Below are 17,995 nucleotides of genomic sequence, written 5' to 3' on the forward strand. Positions count from 1 at the left end.
TTACGGGCATTTTGCACATATTAGAGATGATGAAATGAAAACGCGTAAAGGGATTATTTTAGCCGGTGGCTCTGGAACCCGTCTGTATCCGGTCACTATGGCTGTCAGCAAACAACTGCTGCCTATCTATGACAAACCGATGATTTACTACCCGCTCTCCACGCTTATGCTGGCGGGTATTCGCGACATTCTGATTATCAGCACCCCTCAGGATACGCCACGCTTTGAGCAGTTGCTCGGTGATGGTAGTCAGTGGGGACTGAACCTGCAATATAAAGTCCAGCCGAGTCCGGATGGCCTGGCGCAGGCATTTATCCTGGGTGAAGAGTTCATTGGTGAGGACGACTGTGCGCTGGTGCTGGGTGACAACATCTTCTATGGCCATGATCTACCGAAGTTAATGGACGCCGCGGTGAATAAAGAGGGCGGTGCTACCGTCTTTGCTTATCATGTGAACGATCCTGAACGCTATGGCGTCGTTGAGTTTGATAAAGAAGGTACGGCTGTCAGTCTCGAAGAAAAACCGGTTGAGCCAAAAAGTAATTACGCCGTAACCGGTCTCTATTTCTATGATAACAGCGTTGTTGAGATGGCGAAGAGCCTTAAACCGTCACCGCGTGGTGAACTGGAAATTACGGACATTAACCGTCTTTATATGAAGCAGGGCCGTCTATCTGTTGCCATGATGGGACGCGGTTTTGCCTGGCTGGATACCGGTACACATCAGAGTCTGATTGAAGCCAGTAACTTCATTGCGACAATTGAAGAGCGCCAAGGATTGAAGGTTGCCTGCCCTGAAGAGATTGCTTACCGCAAAGGGTTTATTGATGCGGAGCAAGTTAAGTTACTTGCTAAACCTTTGTCGAAGAATGCTTACGGGCAGTATTTGTTGAAAATGCTTAAAGGCTATTGATTGAGTGTGACGTAGGTGCGGCCATTCAATTTTTAGATGACGCCAAAGTATCGTAAAGGATGTTCCTGGAACATCGTTTAATGAAGCACAATGTTTTTAATTAACTGAAAGCTTGTGTTATGAAAATGATTCAGGCTTTCAGTCTAAGTTAGAAATGAGAATAGTAATACGTGAAAAAAAACATATTCTTACTTTATTTTGTTCAGGCGTCTAATTATCTTTTTCCTTTGTTGACTTTACCCTATTTAATGAGGGTTCTTGGCGCTGAGCATTTCGGCATTATGGCAATGGTGCAGGCTTGGATTCAATATACTATTATTTTTGTTGATTATGGATTTAATTTTAGTGCAACCTTATTGATTACTAAAAATAAAGAAAATGTACATCTGCTAAATAAAATATACACTGAAACGACAATATCTAAGTTCTTACTTTTTTTAATATTCCTACTTGCTGCGGTAGTATATTCATTAATATTTGGACTGGATATTTACGTCAAACTATTTTTCTGCGGGATGTTTGCTGTTCTCGGTACTGTATTTTTCCCGATCTGGTTATTCCAGGGGTTGGAAAAAATGCAAGGCATAGTTGTTAGTACCACCATAGCAAAATGTTTCTCTCTGATTGCGGTATTCTTATTAGTAAGAGATTCAAATGATATTGACCTGGCGATTTTTAGTCAATCACTTGGAATGTTTGTTTCAGGGATTATCGCTATGGTGTATATACGTAAAAATAAAATGGTGGCTTTTACAAAATGCGGGTTGCCAGATGTCCTGGCTTCGTTGAAAGGTGGGTTTGATTTATTTATATCAAATATTACGATCAGTTTTTATACTACTTTAAACGTCATTATCATTGGTTATTTTGCTGGGCCGGTCTATGCAGGCTACTTCTCTGCGGCTGACAAACTTAGAGTTGCTGCCCAAGGCCTGCTTACACCAGTGCAACAGGCTCTTTTTCCAAGAGTAAGCGCGTTGGTAAGTAAAGGATCTAATTTTAAAGATATTCTGAGCTTGTATGGTAAGAAATTCATACTGTTCGGGTTGTTCGTCTCTGTTTCCATTGCTGTGGTTGGATATCCAGTATCCCTATTTTATTTTAGTGAAGAGTATCGGGTCGCATCATCTATTCTACTTTTGATGTCCCCTCTACCATTTATTGTCTCTATCGGTATAGTTTTTGGTCAATGGTGGTTAATTACCAATGATCATACTGCAGTTGTACGCAATACATATATAAGAATTAGCATATTACATATTATTATGGCGATTGCGCTTATTCATTGTGCGCCTGTTTATGGTGTGACGATCAGCGTTTTATTTACGGAGACCATTATTTCGTGTTTATTTATTCGATATTGTTATCGTTTAGCTACACAAAATAATAATCTGGCATAGTGAAGGAGTAGCCCCTGGTAATTGCGTTTTCTGTATTAGCATCAAGGGTTATTGAATTAATTTTTTGAGACATTGAATTTAAGTAGTTAATATAAAGGAAATTTTGATGAAAGTTTTAGCTTTTTATCTTCCACAATTTCATGAAATAGAAGAAAATAATAAATGGTGGGGGGAAGGTTTTACCGAATGGACTAATGTGAAAAAAGCAACACCATTATTCAAAAATCATTATCAGCCCAGAGTGCCGATGAATGCTAATTATTATAATCTTCTCGATAAAGAGACTTTGGAATGGCAAGCGTCGCTAGCTGAAAAATATCATGTGGATGGTTTTTGTTTTTATCACTACTGGTTTAACGGAAAAAGACTTCTGGATAAACCTGCTGAGCTACTGCTTGAAAATAAAGACATTAATTTGCCATTTATGTTCGCATGGGCTAATGAACCATGGACAAGAAGCTGGGATGGCAGCCATCGTGATGTCATTATGCCACAGGATTATGGCAATGAAGAGGATTGGTTAGAGCATTTCAATTATTTGAAACCCTTCTTTGAAGATGAACGGTATATGAGACAAAATGGTAAGCCGATATTTTTGCTTTACCGTTCAGCAAGTTTCGATCGTTGCGCTGACTGGATCAATTACTGGCGTAAACTTGCCAGCAAGACCTCCTTTGGTGACATTCATTTTGTTACCATGCTGACAAGCTTCTCCCGTGATGAGCGGAAACTTGATTTTGATGCCGCTGTAAATTTTGAACCTATGTGTACTTTTGGACATAGTATGGGTGGGGTAAGTGCTTTACCAAGAAAAATATTTACCCGTATTAAACAAATATCTAATGAAAAATTACAAACTAAGTTTGCTGAACAGGTGTTATCTTACCAAGCTGTGTGGAATAAAATTTTAGAAAAAGAATTTTCTAGTACTGTGTATCCAGGTGCATTCGTTGATTGGGATAATACAGCGCGTAAGAAAAATAAATATTTAGTTATGCGTGGTAGCAGTCCTGAAGTTTTCAAAGAAAACCTTGAAAAGCTGTATGATAAGTCGCAGTCCGCGGATGCACCTTATTTATTCATTAATGCATGGAATGAATGGGCAGAAGGTACATATCTGGAACCAGACGAAAAACATGGTTATGCTTATCTTGAAGCTATTAAAGATGTTGTTAGTAAAAATAAAAATTAGTCACTTATTATAACATACAAAATTACTTCATTTTAATGTGTAGCGATTAATGCAACCTTCTTATTTGAGATATTGGTTTAAGTAATGAGCCTAAATAAAAATGATATATGTGCTGTTATAGTGACGTATAATCCTAATGTTGACCATGTCATATCATTAATAAACGGATTAAAACATCAATTTTGTGATGCTATTGTTATCGATAATAGTACCTATAACAATGAAACTCTTGAAGCCAATGAAGGTTGCTCTTATATTTCTTTAGGGAGCAATAAAGGGATTGCTGAAGCTCAAAATATCGGAATTGCCGAATGTCTAAAAAATAGTTACAAATATATTATTTTCTTTGATCAGGATAGTAAGATAGAAAGTAATTTTATTGCCTCTTTAAAAGGGCCAATGGAAACAAATGAGTATGAGATTTGCGCGCCCGTATTCTATGATGAACAGAAAGGCTTCGAATACGCCATCACTGATATAAAGGAGAATGGAAGGCGTGTTAAGCATTATTCTCATGGCAAAAGCGAGATATTCACCTCCTCTACTGTAATTTCGTCAGGTACAATCGTTTGTCGTGCTATTTTCAATAAAGTAGGCGTAATGGACTCTGCTTTATTTATTGATTATGTAGATACAGAATGGTGTTTGAGATGTTTTTCGCAGGGAATAAAGGTTCATGTAATCCCTAAAGCCAAAATGCTACATTCCATTGGTGATAATAGTTTCAATTTTATGGGCTTTTGTGTGCCTGTACATAGCGCAAGTCGACGATATTACCGGGTTAGAAACTCGATTCATTTAGTAAGATATCCACATGTTCCAAAGCTTTTAGCAGTTCGGGAAGTCGTATTTTCAATAATACATTCATTCCTTCTCATTCTGACTCAAAAGAATAAAAAACAATATGCGTCAACATTTATTTATGGTGTTCTGGATGGTCTACGCAATGTGAAGGGTGAAAACCCGCGCATCTTTAAGAAATAATGTGTTTAAAATGAGTTTTTAAGCAATTTATTGAGATTTAAATGATGGAAAAAATAGCTGTATTACTTGCTGTTTACAATGGGCGAAACTGGGTAGATGAGCAAATTGAAAGTATTTTAAAGCAAAGCGATGTATCACTAGATTTATATATTAATGTCGACTTATCCACTGATAATTCATTTCATTATCTGGTAGATAAATATAGCTCATTGCCTAATGTTTATTTTTTACCTTATGGTGAGAGATATGGCTCAGCAGGAAAAAATTTTTACCATCTTTTATTGAATGTACCCTGTGAAAAATACAGTTATATCTCCTTTTCAGATCAGGATGATATTTGGAATGTTAATAAACTAGCAACTGCTGTTACTGTATTAAAAAATTATGATTATAAAGCTTACTCAAGTAATGTCATTGCTTTTGATAAGTATAATGCGAAGACTTTGGTTGACAAAGCACAGCCGCAAGTTAAATATGATCATTTTTTTGAAGCGGCAGGACCCGGATGTACTTATGTGTTTACAGCTGATTTAGCAACTCAATTCATTAGATTCCTTCGGGATAATAGTGAAGCGCAAAATGTTGAATTACATGATTGGTTATTATATGCCTATTCCAGGCAGAATAATTATGCCTGGTTTATTGATTCGAACCCATCTATGCTTTACCGTCAACATGAATCGAATCAAGTCGGTGCCAATAATTCATTTGCAGCATGGAAAAAAAGAATTAGTTTAGTAAAAAAGAAATGGTACAGAAATGAAATTAATAAAATAATGATATTGTTAGGCAACCATGATACAAAAAAAATATTTTATAAAATGAATAATGGTTATCCTGGGCGGCTGGGTCTAGCTTTTCAGGTTTGTAAATTCAGACGGCGCTTGCGTGATAAACTTACGTTAATGGTCCTCTTTATTTTAAATATCATTTAATAGGTTATTTTCTGATGAGAAAGATATTAATTAATCCCTTTCTAATGTTTGGATTAACCTTTTTATATGTTTTTATTTCTTTTAATATGGGATTATCGGATCTTTATTTAAAAACTAATGATTACTCGCTCAATCTTATTTTTGCTTGTTTTATAGTTATGTGTTTATTTCTTGGGGGGGTATATCACCTAACCCTTTTATCACGAAATAAAAATTTGTTCCAAACTTCACAGTCTATATCAAAAAGAACCTTCTCTAATTCTATTCTCATTGTGGGGTTTATTCTTGAATGCGCCAATAATGGAGGGGTTCCATTATTTTTAGTGCTTAAAGGTGCAGTGTATGATTATACACAGTTTGGTATAAAAACTTTCCATGTGTTTTATATGGGTTATTTGTCAGCTTCAGCTATAATAAATTTTGAACGGTATCTTTTGACGAGAAGTAAGTATTATTTAATCGCGCCTTTATTAGCGGTAATTATTACTATACTTATCCTAAATCGTGGCGCTCTTCTTTTAATATTATTTCCTATTGCACTAATGTACATAGCTTCATTAAGGGTTAAAATAAAAATTAAACACTTTACTTTGATTGGCGCTATGCTAATTGCCGTTATTGTCGGCTTCGGTATTTTGGGTGATAAACGATTATTGTCATCAGGTTATGAAGAAGCAGATGCGATTTTAAAAATAGGTGAGGCTAGCCCCGTATTTGAAAATTTACCAACTGGTTTCTTTTGGGTGTATTTATATTCCACGTCCCCTTTCGCAAATCTAATGCTGCAAGCAAATCAAGGAAACTTTAATCAGGGAGATATAGGCGATTTTCTGGCAACTTCTATCTATCCGGATTTTATTTCTAAATATACAAACCCAACCATGGACGAAAGATTTTCTCTTATAAAAATCACTCCTGAGCTAAATGTCGGGACTGCTTTTTGCATGCCCCTTATTACATTCGGAATCGCCGGTTTAATAATGTATTTTGCATGGTTTTTGATTTTTAACTTCCTTTTTATATGGCTTAATAAAAATAGTTATCTTCTGTCCACCGCTGCAACCTTGACATCAATAGCTATATTTTTATCATTTAATAATATGCTTACCTTTAGTTCTTGTGTTCTACAAATAATATTTATCACAGTGTTTAGCCGTTTGAGATGTGGTAGAAAAATGGTGATGTGAAAACAAAAAAATCCAATAATTTATAATTCATTACATTAAAAAAAAGCTAGGTTAAATTTATAACCCAAAAAATAGAATGCCAACATATGCAAATAATGCTTGGCTTTTCCATTGTTTTGTATTAAAAATTTGATAATAATAACTCGTCGCGCAATATTATAGGAGTAAATAATGTCCAAACAACAGATCGGCGTCGTCGGTATGGCAGTGATGGGGCGCAACCTGGCGCTGAACATCGAAAGCCGTGGTTATACCGTCTCCGTTTTCAACCGCTCCCGTGACAAAACCGAAGAAGTCATTGCCGAGAACCCGGGCAAAAAACTCGTTCCTTTCTATACGGTTCAGGAGTTCGTTGAATCTCTGGAAACGCCTCGTCGTATCCTGTTAATGGTGAAAGCAGGCGCTGGCACAGATGCGGCCATCGACTCCCTTAAGCCATATCTGGAAAAAGGCGACATCATCATCGATGGCGGTAACACCTTCTTCCACGACACCATACGTCGTAACCGCGAACTGTCTGCTGAAGGCTTTAACTTCATCGGTACCGGTGTTTCCGGTGGTGAAGAGGGCGCGCTGAAGGGCCCGTCTATCATGCCTGGCGGTCAGAAAGATGCCTATGAGCTGGTTGCGCCAATCCTGACTAAAATTGCTGCCGTGGCTGAAGATGGTGAGCCGTGTGTGACCTATATCGGTCCGGATGGTGCGGGTCACTATGTGAAGATGGTTCACAACGGTATTGAATACGGTGATATGCAGCTGATCGCAGAAGCCTATTCTCTGCTGAAAGGTGGCCTGAATCTCTCCAACGAAGAGCTGGCGCAAACCTTCACCGACTGGAACAACGGCGAGCTGAGCAGCTATCTAATCGACATCACCAAAGATATCTTCACCAAGAAAGATGAAGAGGGTAAATACCTGGTCGATGTGATTCTGGATGAAGCGGCGAACAAAGGTACCGGTAAATGGACCAGCCAGAGTTCACTGGATCTGGGCGAGCCACTGTCTCTGATCACCGAATCGGTCTTCGCACGTTATATCTCTTCTCTGAAAGAGCAGCGTGTTGCAGCATCTAAAGTGCTGACCGGTCCACAGGCGAAGCTGGCTGGCGACAAAGCGGAGTTCATCGAGAAAGTCCGTCGCGCGCTGTACCTGGGTAAAATCGTCTCTTACGCACAGGGCTTCTCTCAGTTGCGTGCCGCATCTGATGAGAACAACTGGGATCTGAACTACGGTGAAATCGCGAAGATTTTCCGTGCCGGTTGCATCATCCGTGCTCAGTTCCTGCAGAAAATCACCGATGCGTACGCTGAAAATGCGAACATCGCCAACCTGCTGCTGGCACCATACTTCAAGCAGATCGCTGATGATTATCAGCAGGCGCTGCGTGACGTTGTGGCTTACGCAGTACAGAACGGTATTCCGGTGCCAACCTTCTCTGCTGCAGTCGCTTACTACGATAGCTACCGTGCTGCCGTTCTGCCTGCCAACCTGATTCAGGCGCAGCGCGACTACTTCGGCGCACACACCTATAAACGTACCGATAAAGAAGGTGTGTTCCACACCGAGTGGCTGGATTAATCTGATTTAACTCAGTCATGTAGCGAGACCCGGTGAACGTCACCGGGTTTTTTTTATTCGTAATATCCCCGTGTTGCCTCAGCTGGTTCATTCGACAGACTATACTGCAGCATAAATCACTGTAATTGTCCCTTTCTGTAGCCAGCCATTCGCCTTGACATCAACTTGGCATACGCGGTAAAAACCCCAAAAGTTGCTTATTGCGGTGGGGCGGTTGTCGCTCCCGACACTTAACTTAAAGAAGTTAATTCAATGAAAATTACAATCTCCGGAACAGGTTATGTGGGTCTCTCCAACGGGATCCTGATTGCACAGCACCACGAAGTGGTAGCCCTTGATATCGTGCAGGCCAAAGTGGATATGCTTAACCAGAAGATCTCCCCCATTGTGGATAAAGAGATCCAGGATTATCTGACAAATAAGCCGCTGAATTTCCGCGCCACTACCGACAAAGTTGACGCTTACAGCGGTGCGGATTTTGTAATCATTGCGACGCCAACTGACTACGATCCAAAAACGAACTATTTCAACACTTCAAGCGTAGAAGCGGTGATTAAGGATGTAACGGCGATCAACCCGAACGCCGTGATGATCATCAAATCGACCATTCCTGTGGGCTTTACCCAATCGATTAAAGAAGAGCTGGGTATCGATAATGTCATCTTCTCACCTGAGTTTCTGCGTGAGGGCAGGGCATTGTACGATAACCTGCACCCGTCCCGTATCGTCATTGGTGAGCGCTCGGAGCGTGCAGAACGTTTTGCTGCCCTGCTACAGGAAGGCGCCATCAAAAAGGACATCAATGTCCTGTTCACTGATGCGACAGAAGCTGAAGCCATCAAACTCTTTGCTAATACCTACCTGGCAATGCGTGTCGCCTACTTTAACGAGCTGGACAGCTACGCAGAGAGCCTGGGGTTGAACACCCGTCAGATTATTGAAGGCGTATGTCTCGATCCGCGTATCGGCAACCACTACAACAATCCATCCTTCGGTTACGGTGGCTACTGCCTGCCGAAAGACACCAAGCAGCTGCTGGCTAACTACCAGTCCGTGCCGAATAACTTAATTTCTGCGATTGTGGATGCTAACCGCACGCGTAAGGACTTCATCTCCGACTCTATTCTGGCGCGTCAGCCGAAGGTAGTGGGCGTGTACCGTCTGATCATGAAGAGCGGTTCGGATAACTTCCGCGCTTCTTCCATTCAGGGAATTATGAAGCGTATTAAGGCGAAAGGCGTTCAGGTCATCATTTATGAACCAGTGATGAAGGAAGATGAATTCTTCCATTCGCGCGTGGTTCGCGACCTGGATGCCTTCAAGAAGGAAGCGGATGTAATTATCTCAAACCGGATGGCTGAAGAGCTGGCTGACGTGGCGGATAAAGTCTATACCCGCGATCTGTTTGGTAGCGACTGATTCATCGACGCCCAAAAAAAGCCCGGCATCATCGCCGGGCTTTTTTTATACCTTATAAAACTCGCGATACCAGTCCACGAAGTTCTTCACGCCCTCTTTAACCGAGGTCTGCGGTTTAAAGCCGATGACCTCATACAGGGCGGTAGTATCCGCGCTGGTCTCCAGCACATCGCCAGGCTGAATCGGCATCATGTTTTTATCTGCTTCAATGCCTAACGCCTCTTCCAGCGCCGTGATGTAGTCCATCAGTTCGACTGGCGAGCTATTACCGATGTTATAGACGCGATAAGGAGCGGAACTGGTTGCCGGAGAGCCAGACTCAACCGTCCATTCACTGTCAGCCTGAGGGATCACATCCTGCAGGCGAACAATAGCTTCAGCAATATCATCGACATAGGTGAAGTCGCGCTTCATCTTACCGAAGTTGTAAACGTCAATGCTTTTGCCTTCCAACATGGCTTTGGTGAACTTGAACAGCGCCATGTCGGGACGACCCCACGGGCCATAAACGGTAAAGAAGCGCAGGCCGGTGGTCGGCAGACCGTACAGATGGGAGTATGTGTGCGACATCAGCTCGTTGGCTTTTTTGGTCGCAGCGTAGAGCGAAACCGGGTGATCCACGGAGTCGTCGGTCGAGAAGGGCATCTTACGGTTAAGTCCGTAAACGGAGCTGGAAGAGGCATACAGCAGGTGCTGTACCTTATTGTGACGGCAGCCTTCCAGCACGTTCAGATGACCCACCAGATTTGCTTCGGCATAAGCATGCGGGTTGTCCAGGGAATAGCGGACGCCCGCCTGGGCGGCGAGATGAATCACCCGATCGAATTTTTCAGTGACGAAGAGGGCCGCCATACCGTCGCGGTCGGCCAGTTCTAGCTTATGAAAGCTGAAGTTCGCGGAGGTGAGCAGATCAAGACGCGCCTGCTTCAGGTTCACATCGTAATAGTCATTGAGGTTGTCGATACCCACAACCTGATGTCCGGCATCCAGAAGCCGTTTGCTGACATGAGCGCCAATAAAGCCTGCTGCGCCAGTGACCAGAAATTTCATAACTGTCCTCATCTGTGACTTATCATGCCCGGTGCGTTAAGTACCGGATTTGGGGTATGATAACGCGATGCGCAGGGTATCCAAACCTCATATTTTCGATATGCCTCATCGGATTCCTATAGAAAATCCGTCAACAATCGATAAACTATATCTGAAACTTTATTATTTGCGCTTTTTCGCCTTCGAAGGATTATATGACGCAGAACAACAATAATGTGGTCACGCGAAGCAGTGACCCTGAGCAGGTTGATTTGATTGATCTATTGGTACAGCTTTGGCGTGGGAAATGGCTAATCGCTGCATTTGTCGCCATCGCCCTAATTATCGCTGGGGTGTATTTGGTTTTTGCCAAAGAAAAGTGGACTTCTTCTGCGATCATCACCCAACCTGATGCAGCACAAATAGGCAATTACAGCACCGCACTGAATATTCTTTTTGGTGCCGCTGCACCAAAATTGTCGGATATCCAGGAGAGCGTTATTACCCGCTATAACGCCTCTTTCTCGGCGTTGTCCCAGTCGCTCGAAAATCAGGCTGAACCTGAAAAACTGACAATCGAACCTACGGTGAAAGGCCAAAACTTCCCATTAAGTATCCACTATGTGAATAGCTCGGCCGAGTCGGCGCAAAAGCAGGTGGCGCAGTACATCCAGCAGGTTGATGAACAAATTCAAAAAGAGCTTGAAGTCGATCTCAACGACAACATCAAGCAGCAGGTAGCTACCCTGAAGGACGTAATGGGTAACCAGGAAACCATTGCTCAAGAGCAAAAAGATCTGCGGATCAAACAGGTTGCTGAAGCACTGAAGTATGCCGAAGCGGCCAACATTACTACGCCTAAAATCCAGCAGACACAGGATGTGACTCAGGAAACCATGTTCCTGTTAGGTACTGATGCGCTACAAGCCATGATCGCGCGTGAAGCCTCACGTCCGCTGACGCTGTCCGACAGCTATTATCAAAACAAACAGAAACTGCTGGATATCGAGAAACTGAAGATCGATCCGACCACTATCCATGCGTATCGCTATGTGATGAAGCCGGATCTGCCGATTCGCCGTGACAGCCCGAAACGTTCTCTGGTGCTGGTTCTGGCGGTACTGCTGGGCGGTATCATCGGCTCCGGCGTCGTATTAGGCCGTAACGCTCTGCGCAACTACCAAGCCAAAGCCTAATACAGGCCTGCAAGCTAAAAAAAACCGGGTTTCCCCGGTTTTTTTTATTTGTGCCGCTGTCGCAGATTCTCAATCACTGCGGTCAAATCCAGGTCCTGATCCTGCAGCAGCACCAGCAGGTGATACATCAGGTCAGAGGCTTCATTGGTCAGCTCGTCCCGATCGTTCACGGTCGCGGCCAGAGCTGTTTCTACACCTTCTTCACCCACTTTCTGCGCGATACGCTTGGTGCCGCTGGCATAGAGCTTCGCGGTGTAGGAGCTTTGTGGGTCGGCGGTTTTGCGCTCAGCCAGCAATTGTTCCAGCTGATACAGGAACAGCCACTGGTGGCTGGCGTCGCCAAAGCAGCTGCTGGTCCCGAGGTGGCAGGTCGGTCCGATCGGATTCACCAGCACCAGCAGGGTATCGTTATCGCAGTCCGGAGTGATGCTGACCACGTTCAGAAAATGGCCGGAGGTTTCGCCTTTGGTCCACAGACGCTGTTTGGTGCGCGAGAAAAAGGTCACTTTGCCGCTGTCGATGGTGTTTGCCAGCGCGTCCTGATTCATATACCCCAGCATCAGCACTTCACCGGATACCGCGTGCTGCACCACCACCGGCATCAGGCCGTCGGTTTTTTCCCAGTCCAGCTGCGCACGTTGTTGCTCTGTTAACATACCCTGATCTCCACGCCCTGATTTGCCAGGAACGTTTTTAACTCACCAATATTAATAATCTGTTTGTGGAATACCGAGGCCGCCAGCGCGCCGTCAACGTCGGCATCGCGGAAGGCTTCGAGGAAGTGTTCCATCGTACCTGCGCCACCCGAGGCAATCAGCGGCACGTGGCATACCTCGCGCACTTTTTTCAGCTGCGCCAGGTCATAGCCGTTACGTACCCCGTCCTGATTCATCATGTTCAGCACGATCTCGCCCGCGCCGCGCTTCTGCACTTCCTGCACCCAGTCCAGCGTCTCCCATTGAGTGACGCGGGTCCGGCTCTCATCGCCGGTATACTGGTTGACGTGGTATTTGCCGGTGGCTTCGTCAAACCAGGTATCTATCCCGACCACGATGCACTGCACGCCAAAGCGATCGGCCAGGCGGGTAATGAGTTCAGGGTCGGCCAGGGCAGGGGAGTTGATGGAAATTTTGTCGGCACCGAAGGAGAGGATCTTTGCCGCGTCGTCTGCCGATTTAATCCCGCCCGCCACGCAGAAAGGAATATCGATCACTTCTGCCACGCGCGCCACCCAGCTCTTGTCCACTACCCGCCCGTCGCTTGAGGCGGTGATATCGTAAAAGACCAGTTCGTCGGCACCTTCTTCCGCATAGCGTTTTGCCAGGGGGACGATATCGCCAATGATCTCGTGATTGCGGAACTGCACGCCTTTCACGACCTGACCATCACGCACGTCGAGACAAGGAATTATCCGTTTTGCCAGCATTGAATCGCCTCCTTAACCGTAAATTTTTCTTCCAACAGGGCGCGTCCGACGATCACCCCACGTACCCCGGTCCCACGCAGGGCGGCGATATCATTCAGATCGCCAATACCGCCGGATGACTGGAACGCCACCTGCGGATAGCGGGCGCAGACCTCTTCATACAGCGACACGTTAGAACCGGCTAGCGTGCCATCGCGGGAGATATCAGTGCATAAAACGTGCTTCAGACCCACCGGCAGATAGCGTTCCACCAGCTCTTCCAGCGTCACGCCGGAGTTCTCCTGCCAGCCGCTGACCGCGACCTGTTTGTTTCCCTGTTCGTCGATACGCACATCCAGCGCCAGCACCAGCGCGTCGGCGCCAAAGCGTTTGAACCAGCCTTGTACCATCTCGGGATCTTTTACTGCGGTAGAACCTACCACCACGCGTGCCACGCCCGCTTCCAGCAGTGCCGCCACGTCCTCTTCGGTGCGCACGCCGCCGCCAACCTGAACCGGAACGTCAACGCCTGCGACCAGTTTTTTCAGCAGAGGGATCTGGCGTTGAGCCGGATCTTTCGCGCCGGTCAGGTCAACCAGGTGCAGCACCTCGGCCCCCTGCGCAGCATAGTCCTGCAGGCGCGGCAGCGGATCCTTACCATAGTCGCGCTGCTGGCCGTAATCACCCTGGTGCAGACGGACAACCGTGCCGTCAATTAAATCTAAAGCGGGAATAATCATCACATCTCCAGGAAGTTTTTCAGCAACTGCGCGCCAGCGGCTCCGGAACGCTCCGGGTGGAACTGCACGCCGTAGAAATTGTCTTTCTGCACCGCGGCGGTGAAGGGTTCGCCATAGTGGCACTGGGCAATAGTGTTCGCGTTCACCGGCATCGCATAGCTGTGCACAAAATAGAAGTAAGATCCGTCCTCGATACCGCGGAACAGCCGATCGCCCGCTTTCGGATAGACCCGGTTCCAGCCCATGTGCGGCAGCGGCAGGCCGTGGTCGGTCATTTTCGGCACGTCCTCGTCGATGATGCCCAGCAGATCCACGCCGTTGGACTCTTCGCTGCGGCGCCCCAGCAGCTGCATCCCCAGACAGATGCCCAGCACCGGCTGGGTACAGGCTTTAATCAGATCAACCAGCTCGCGCTGGTGGATCTGATCCATTGCTGCCTGCGCCGTACCGACGCCCGGTAAAAAGAGTTTGCTGGCGTGCAGCACCACATCCGGATCGCGGCTGACCAGCGGGTCGTAACCGTGGCGCATAATCGCAGATTTCACAGAGTTAAGGTTGGCGCAGCCGGTATCGAGGATCACCACGTTCATTACAGCACTCCTTTCGACGACGGCAGGGTATCGCCTTCCACGCGAATGGCCTGGCGCAGGGTACGGCCAAAGGCCTTAAACAGGCTCTCCACGCGGTGGTGATCGTTCTTACCTTTGGTTTTCAGGTGCAGCGTCAGGCCCATGGTATAGGAGAGGGAGCGGAAGAAGTGCTCAACCATCTCGGTACTCAGGTCGCCCACGCGCTGATAGGTAAAGTCGGCTTTATATTCCAGGTGCGGACGACCGGAGATATCCAGCGCACAGCGGGCCAGGCACTCATCCATCGGCAGCACAAAGCCAAAGCGGCTGATGCCGCGCTTATCGCCCAGCGCCAGCTTCAGCGCTTCGCCCAGCGCCAGGCCGGTATCTTCCACGGTGTGGTGATCGTCAATGTAGAGGTCGCCTTTAACGGCAATCTCCATGCGGAAACCGCCGTGGGTGGCGATCTGATCCAGCATATGATCGAAGAAGCCCACGCCAGTGTGGATCTTGCTGCCGCCTTCGCGATCCAGCCACACTTTAACGTCGATCTGCGTCTCTTTGGTATTGCGCTCCACGTGGGAGTAGCGGTCACGTTTGGTCAGCTGATCGCCAATCATCGCCCAGTTCAAACCCTCACGCTGATAGCGCAGGCCGGTGATGCCCATGTTGTTCGCCAGCTCGATGTCCGTGGCGCGATCGCCGATGACATAGCTGTTGGCTTTATCCAGCGCGGCTTCGGCCAGATACTGCTCAACCAGCTTCACTTTCGGCTTACGGCAGTCGCAGTTGTCGGCAGGCAGGTGTGGACAAATCAGCACCTCATCAAACACCACGCCCTGGGAGGTAAGGATCTGCATCATCAGGTCGTGTGGGCCGTCAAAATCCGCCTGCGGGAAGCTGTCGGTGCCGAGGCCATCCTGATTGGTGATCATAACCAGCTTAAAACCGGCTTTCTGCAGCTTCAGCAGCACCGGGATCACGTCGGCTTCAAAGGCCAGTTTGTCGAAACGATCGACCTGATAATCGCTGGGTGGTTCCGAAATGATAGTGCCGTCACGATCGATAAAGAGGTACTTCTGGCTCATACTTTCTCCGCATTCAGGGCGTCGATAACGCGCTGGCTCTCTTCACGGGTGCCCACGGTAATGCGTAAGCAGCCACTTAAAGAGGGTTGTTTGTTCTGGTCTCGTAAGATAATGCCCTGATCCCACAAAGATTTAAACACTGCACTCGAGGCGGTAAAACGCACCAGAATATAGTTGGTTTCCGAATCGAAGACCTGTTCTACACAGGCAATGTTTTTAAGGGCGCTGACAAGATATTGACGCTCGTCGACGATCTGCGCCACGCGACTCCGCATGGCCGTAATGCCTTCTGGCGACAGCGCCTGCGCGGCGATATCTGCTACCGGCGTCGAGAGCGGATAAGGGGCAATGACCTTCATCAGCAGGTCAATCACCTCTTTATTGGCCAGCGTAAAGCCGCAGCGCAGCCCGGCCAGGGCAAAGGCTTTGGACAGCGTACGCAGGATCACCAGGTGCGGATACTCCGCCAGCCAGCCGGCGAGCGTCGCCTGCGGGCAAAACTCGATATAGGCTTCATCGGCCACCACCAGGGCTTTACCGCGGGTCATCTCCAGCAGCGTGCGGATATCCTGGGGATTAATCAGCTGGCCGGTAGGGTTATTCGGACTGCAGACAAACACCACCTTCACGCCGTCGAGATTGTCGGCAATACCCTGCAAATCGAGCTGCCAGTTTTCCAGCGCGGGCACTTTACGCAGTTCAACGTTAAAGGTTTCGGTGCTGACGCTATACATACCGTAGGTCGGCGGGCAGTAGAGCACCGCGTCTTTGCCCGGCTCGCAGAAGGCGCGGATCAGCAGTTCGATGCCTTCATCCGCCCCGCGGCTGACCAGCACTTGCTCCGGCTGTACACCGGCATAGGCCGCATAGTTCTCGATCACCGCTTTTGGCTGACACTCCGGGTAGCGGTTCAGCGACTGCTGGGTCAGATCGAAGCTAACGGCAGTGGGGAATTCGTTGGCGTTCAGCCACACATCGCCCTTGCCACCCAGGCGGCGGGCAGACTGATACGGGGTCAGGGCGCGAACGTTGTCGCGGGCTAACTCTTCAATACTCATGCTTGCTCCTTGAGGGCGGCAACGCGCAGCGTTACGGCATTTTTATGGGCGGTGAGACGCTCGGCAGCGGCCAGCGTTTCGATGGTAGAGGCCAGTGAGGCAAAGCCCTCGCGGGAAAGCTCCTGCACGGTCATGCGCTTCTGGAAATCCGCCAGTCCAAGACTTGAACAGGTGGCGGTGTAGCCATAGGTCGGCAGCACGTGGTTGGTGCCAGAAGCGTAATCCCCTGCGGATTCCGGCGACCAGTCGCCGAGGAACACCGAACCGGCGCTGGTGATGCTGTCCACCAGCTCACGGGCATTGCGGGTCTGAATGATCAGATGCTCCGGGCCGTAGAGGTTTGAAATGGCGATGCACTGGGCCAGATCCCGGGCCACAATCAGGCGGCTGGCGGAGAGCGCCTGGCGGGCAGTGTCGGCCCGCGGCAGATCGGCCAGCTGGCGTTCCACCGCTTCGCCGACCCGTTTTGCCATATCGGCATCCGGCGTCAGCAGGATCACCTGTGAGTCCGGGCCGTGCTCGGCCTGGGAGAGCAGATCCGAGGCCACGAAATCCGGCGTTGCGCCGCTGTCGGCAATAACCAGCACTTCCGACGGGCCGGCCGGCATGTCGATGGCCGCGCCGTCCAGCCGCTGGCTGACCTGACGCTTGGCTTCGGTCACAAAGGCGTTGCCCGGCCCGAAGATTTTATCCACCCGCGGCACAGATTCGGTGCCCAGCGCCAGCGCCGCGATGGCCTGCGCCCCGCCGACGTTGAAAATCTCCTGCACGCCGCACAGCTGTGCGGCATAGAGAATTTCATCGGCAATTGGTGGTGGCGAGCAGAGCACCACTTTACGGCAACCGGCGATACGGGCAGGGGTTGCCAGCATCAATACGGTTGAAAAGAGGGGGGCGGAGCCACCCGGAATATACAAGCCCACCGAGTCGACCGGACGGGTCACCTGCTGGCAGCGCACGCCGGGGAGGGTTTCCACATCGACGGTTTGCAGCTTCTGTGCGGTGTGGAAGGTATCGATGTTCTGCACTGCGACGGCCATCGCCTGCTTTAACTCATCGCTCAGGCGTGCTGCGGCCTCGGCAATTGTCTGCTCGCTCACCTTCAGCGCGCCAACCTCGGTTTTATCGAATTTCGCGCTGTACTCCCGCAGGGCATCGTCGCCACGGGTTTTCACATTTTCCAGAATCTCCGCCACGGTGCGGGTAATGCTTTCCGATGCGGAGATGGCCGGGCGCATCAGCAGGTCGCGCTGCTGTTCGGCGCTACAGGTGTTCCAGTCGATAACGGTGTTAAAGGTCATG

The 17,995-nt window shown here is 47.9% G+C and carries 17 protein-coding genes; 9 read left to right on the forward strand and 8 right to left on the reverse strand.

Annotated elements, in window-relative coordinates:
• The first annotated feature begins 34 nt into the window (after nucleotides 1-34).
• From rfbA to ugd, 8 genes are all read left to right on the forward strand, one after another.
• Entirely contained in the window at nucleotides 35-913 is an 879-nt protein-coding gene (gene rfbA, locus WFO70_RS02155; RefSeq protein WP_337014477.1) for a glucose-1-phosphate thymidylyltransferase RfbA, read from the forward strand.
• Nucleotides 914-1,083: 170 nt separating this feature from the next.
• Entirely contained in the window at nucleotides 1,084-2,313 is a 1,230-nt protein-coding gene (locus WFO70_RS02160; RefSeq protein WP_337014478.1) for an oligosaccharide flippase family protein, read from the forward strand.
• 106 nt (nucleotides 2,314-2,419) lie between these two features.
• On the forward strand, nucleotides 2,420-3,505 hold the full coding sequence (locus tag WFO70_RS02165; protein ID WP_337014479.1) for a glycosyltransferase WbsX family protein: 1,086 nt from the start codon (nucleotides 2,420-2,422) through the stop codon (nucleotides 3,503-3,505).
• 84 nt (nucleotides 3,506-3,589) lie between these two features.
• Nucleotides 3,590-4,489 (forward strand): rhamnosyltransferase, encoded by a 900-nt coding sequence (locus WFO70_RS02170; protein WP_337014480.1) that lies wholly within the window; start codon nucleotides 3,590-3,592, stop codon nucleotides 4,487-4,489.
• A 41-nt stretch (nucleotides 4,490-4,530) separates the two neighbouring features.
• A complete protein-coding gene (locus WFO70_RS02175; protein ID WP_337014481.1) occupies nucleotides 4,531-5,424 on the forward strand; it encodes a glycosyltransferase in 894 nt (297 codons plus the stop codon).
• Between the two features lie 14 nt (nucleotides 5,425-5,438).
• Entirely contained in the window at nucleotides 5,439-6,611 is a 1,173-nt protein-coding gene (locus WFO70_RS02180) for an O-antigen polymerase (RefSeq protein ID WP_337014482.1), read from the forward strand.
• A 171-nt stretch (nucleotides 6,612-6,782) separates the two neighbouring features.
• Nucleotides 6,783-8,189, forward strand: coding sequence for an NADP-dependent phosphogluconate dehydrogenase (gndA, locus tag WFO70_RS02185; protein ID WP_166182926.1), 1,407 nt, complete (start codon nucleotides 6,783-6,785; stop codon nucleotides 8,187-8,189).
• Between the two features lie 252 nt (nucleotides 8,190-8,441).
• Complete coding sequence (gene ugd / locus WFO70_RS02190) at nucleotides 8,442-9,608, forward strand: UDP-glucose 6-dehydrogenase (RefSeq protein WP_337014483.1); 1,167 nt, start codon at nucleotides 8,442-8,444, stop codon at nucleotides 9,606-9,608.
• A 45-nt stretch (nucleotides 9,609-9,653) separates the two neighbouring features.
• On the opposite strand, the gene WFO70_RS02195 is transcribed toward ugd, so the two are convergent.
• Nucleotides 9,654-10,658, reverse strand: coding sequence for an NAD-dependent epimerase (locus WFO70_RS02195; protein ID WP_337014484.1), 1,005 nt, complete (start codon nucleotides 10,656-10,658; stop codon nucleotides 9,654-9,656).
• 194 nt (nucleotides 10,659-10,852) lie between these two features.
• Here WFO70_RS02195 and wzzB point away from each other — a divergent pair, with 194 nt between their 5' ends.
• Entirely contained in the window at nucleotides 10,853-11,833 is a 981-nt protein-coding gene (wzzB, locus tag WFO70_RS02200; RefSeq protein WP_337014485.1) for an LPS O-antigen chain length determinant protein WzzB, read from the forward strand.
• 44 nt (nucleotides 11,834-11,877) lie between these two features.
• Here the strand turns inward: wzzB and hisIE are convergent, their stop codons facing one another.
• Genes hisIE through hisD form a run of 7 tightly spaced genes read right to left on the reverse strand, consistent with a single transcriptional unit; the run spans nucleotide 11,878 to nucleotide 17,994 of the window.
• Nucleotides 11,878-12,489, reverse strand: a complete 612-nt coding sequence (gene hisIE, locus WFO70_RS02205) for a bifunctional phosphoribosyl-AMP cyclohydrolase/phosphoribosyl-ATP diphosphatase HisIE (RefSeq protein ID WP_337014486.1) — start codon at nucleotides 12,487-12,489, stop codon at nucleotides 11,878-11,880.
• Nucleotides 12,483-13,259: an imidazole glycerol phosphate synthase subunit HisF gene (gene hisF, locus WFO70_RS02210; protein WP_114314531.1), complete on the reverse strand. Its 777-nt coding sequence runs from the start codon at nucleotides 13,257-13,259 to the stop codon at nucleotides 12,483-12,485. The genes hisIE and hisF overlap by 7 nt, the downstream gene beginning before the upstream one ends.
• A complete protein-coding gene (hisA, locus tag WFO70_RS02215; RefSeq protein WP_337014487.1) occupies nucleotides 13,241-13,978 on the reverse strand; it encodes a 1-(5-phosphoribosyl)-5-[(5-phosphoribosylamino)methylideneamino]imidazole-4-carboxamide isomerase in 738 nt (245 codons plus the stop codon). Before hisA ends, hisF begins: the two co-directional genes overlap by 19 nt.
• Nucleotides 13,978-14,568, reverse strand: a complete 591-nt coding sequence (gene hisH, locus WFO70_RS02220) for an imidazole glycerol phosphate synthase subunit HisH (RefSeq protein ID WP_337014488.1) — start codon at nucleotides 14,566-14,568, stop codon at nucleotides 13,978-13,980. The genes hisA and hisH overlap by 1 nt, the downstream gene beginning before the upstream one ends.
• Entirely contained in the window at nucleotides 14,568-15,635 is a 1,068-nt protein-coding gene (gene hisB, locus WFO70_RS02225; protein ID WP_337014489.1) for a bifunctional histidinol-phosphatase/imidazoleglycerol-phosphate dehydratase HisB, read from the reverse strand. The genes hisH and hisB overlap by 1 nt, the downstream gene beginning before the upstream one ends.
• Nucleotides 15,632-16,693, reverse strand: a complete 1,062-nt coding sequence (gene hisC / locus WFO70_RS02230; RefSeq protein ID WP_337014490.1) for a histidinol-phosphate transaminase — start codon at nucleotides 16,691-16,693, stop codon at nucleotides 15,632-15,634. The genes hisB and hisC overlap by 4 nt, the downstream gene beginning before the upstream one ends.
• Nucleotides 16,690-17,994: a histidinol dehydrogenase gene (gene hisD, locus WFO70_RS02235; RefSeq protein WP_337014491.1), complete on the reverse strand. Its 1,305-nt coding sequence runs from the start codon at nucleotides 17,992-17,994 to the stop codon at nucleotides 16,690-16,692. Before hisD ends, hisC begins: the two co-directional genes overlap by 4 nt.
• Nucleotide 17,995: the final 1 nt, after the last annotated feature.

The sequence above is a fragment of the Leclercia sp. AS011 genome (assembly GCF_037152535.1).
Classification (GTDB): domain Bacteria; phylum Pseudomonadota; class Gammaproteobacteria; order Enterobacterales; family Enterobacteriaceae; genus Enterobacter.

What these genes read in the sequence shown, in the direction of transcription:
- rfbA (WP_337014477.1), top strand. Translation starts at nt 35, where the DNA reads ATGAAAACGCGTAAAGGGATTATTTTAGCCGGTGGCTCTGGAACCCGT.
- WFO70_RS02165 (WP_337014479.1), top strand. Translation starts at nt 2,420, where the DNA reads ATGAAAGTTTTAGCTTTTTATCTTCCACAATTTCATGAAATAGAAGAA.
- WFO70_RS02170 (WP_337014480.1), top strand. Translation starts at nt 3,590, where the DNA reads ATGAGCCTAAATAAAAATGATATATGTGCTGTTATAGTGACGTATAAT.
- WFO70_RS02175 (WP_337014481.1), top strand. Translation starts at nt 4,531, where the DNA reads ATGATGGAAAAAATAGCTGTATTACTTGCTGTTTACAATGGGCGAAAC.
- WFO70_RS02180 (WP_337014482.1), top strand. Translation starts at nt 5,439, where the DNA reads ATGAGAAAGATATTAATTAATCCCTTTCTAATGTTTGGATTAACCTTT.
- gndA (WP_166182926.1), top strand. Translation starts at nt 6,783, where the DNA reads ATGTCCAAACAACAGATCGGCGTCGTCGGTATGGCAGTGATGGGGCGC.
- ugd (WP_337014483.1), top strand. Translation starts at nt 8,442, where the DNA reads ATGAAAATTACAATCTCCGGAACAGGTTATGTGGGTCTCTCCAACGGG.
- WFO70_RS02195 (WP_337014484.1), bottom strand. Translation starts at nt 10,658, where the DNA reads ATGAAATTTCTGGTCACTGGCGCAGCAGGCTTTATTGGCGCTCATGTC.
- wzzB (WP_337014485.1), top strand. Translation starts at nt 10,853, where the DNA reads ATGACGCAGAACAACAATAATGTGGTCACGCGAAGCAGTGACCCTGAG.
- hisIE (WP_337014486.1), bottom strand. Translation starts at nt 12,489, where the DNA reads ATGTTAACAGAGCAACAACGTGCGCAGCTGGACTGGGAAAAAACCGAC.
- hisF (WP_114314531.1), bottom strand. Translation starts at nt 13,259, where the DNA reads ATGCTGGCAAAACGGATAATTCCTTGTCTCGACGTGCGTGATGGTCAG.
- hisA (WP_337014487.1), bottom strand. Translation starts at nt 13,978, where the DNA reads ATGATTATTCCCGCTTTAGATTTAATTGACGGCACGGTTGTCCGTCTG.
- hisH (WP_337014488.1), bottom strand. Translation starts at nt 14,568, where the DNA reads ATGAACGTGGTGATCCTCGATACCGGCTGCGCCAACCTTAACTCTGTG.
- hisB (WP_337014489.1), bottom strand. Translation starts at nt 15,635, where the DNA reads ATGAGCCAGAAGTACCTCTTTATCGATCGTGACGGCACTATCATTTCG.
- hisC (WP_337014490.1), bottom strand. Translation starts at nt 16,693, where the DNA reads ATGAGTATTGAAGAGTTAGCCCGCGACAACGTTCGCGCCCTGACCCCG.
- hisD (WP_337014491.1), bottom strand. Translation starts at nt 17,994, where the DNA reads ATGACCTTTAACACCGTTATCGACTGGAACACCTGTAGCGCCGAACAG.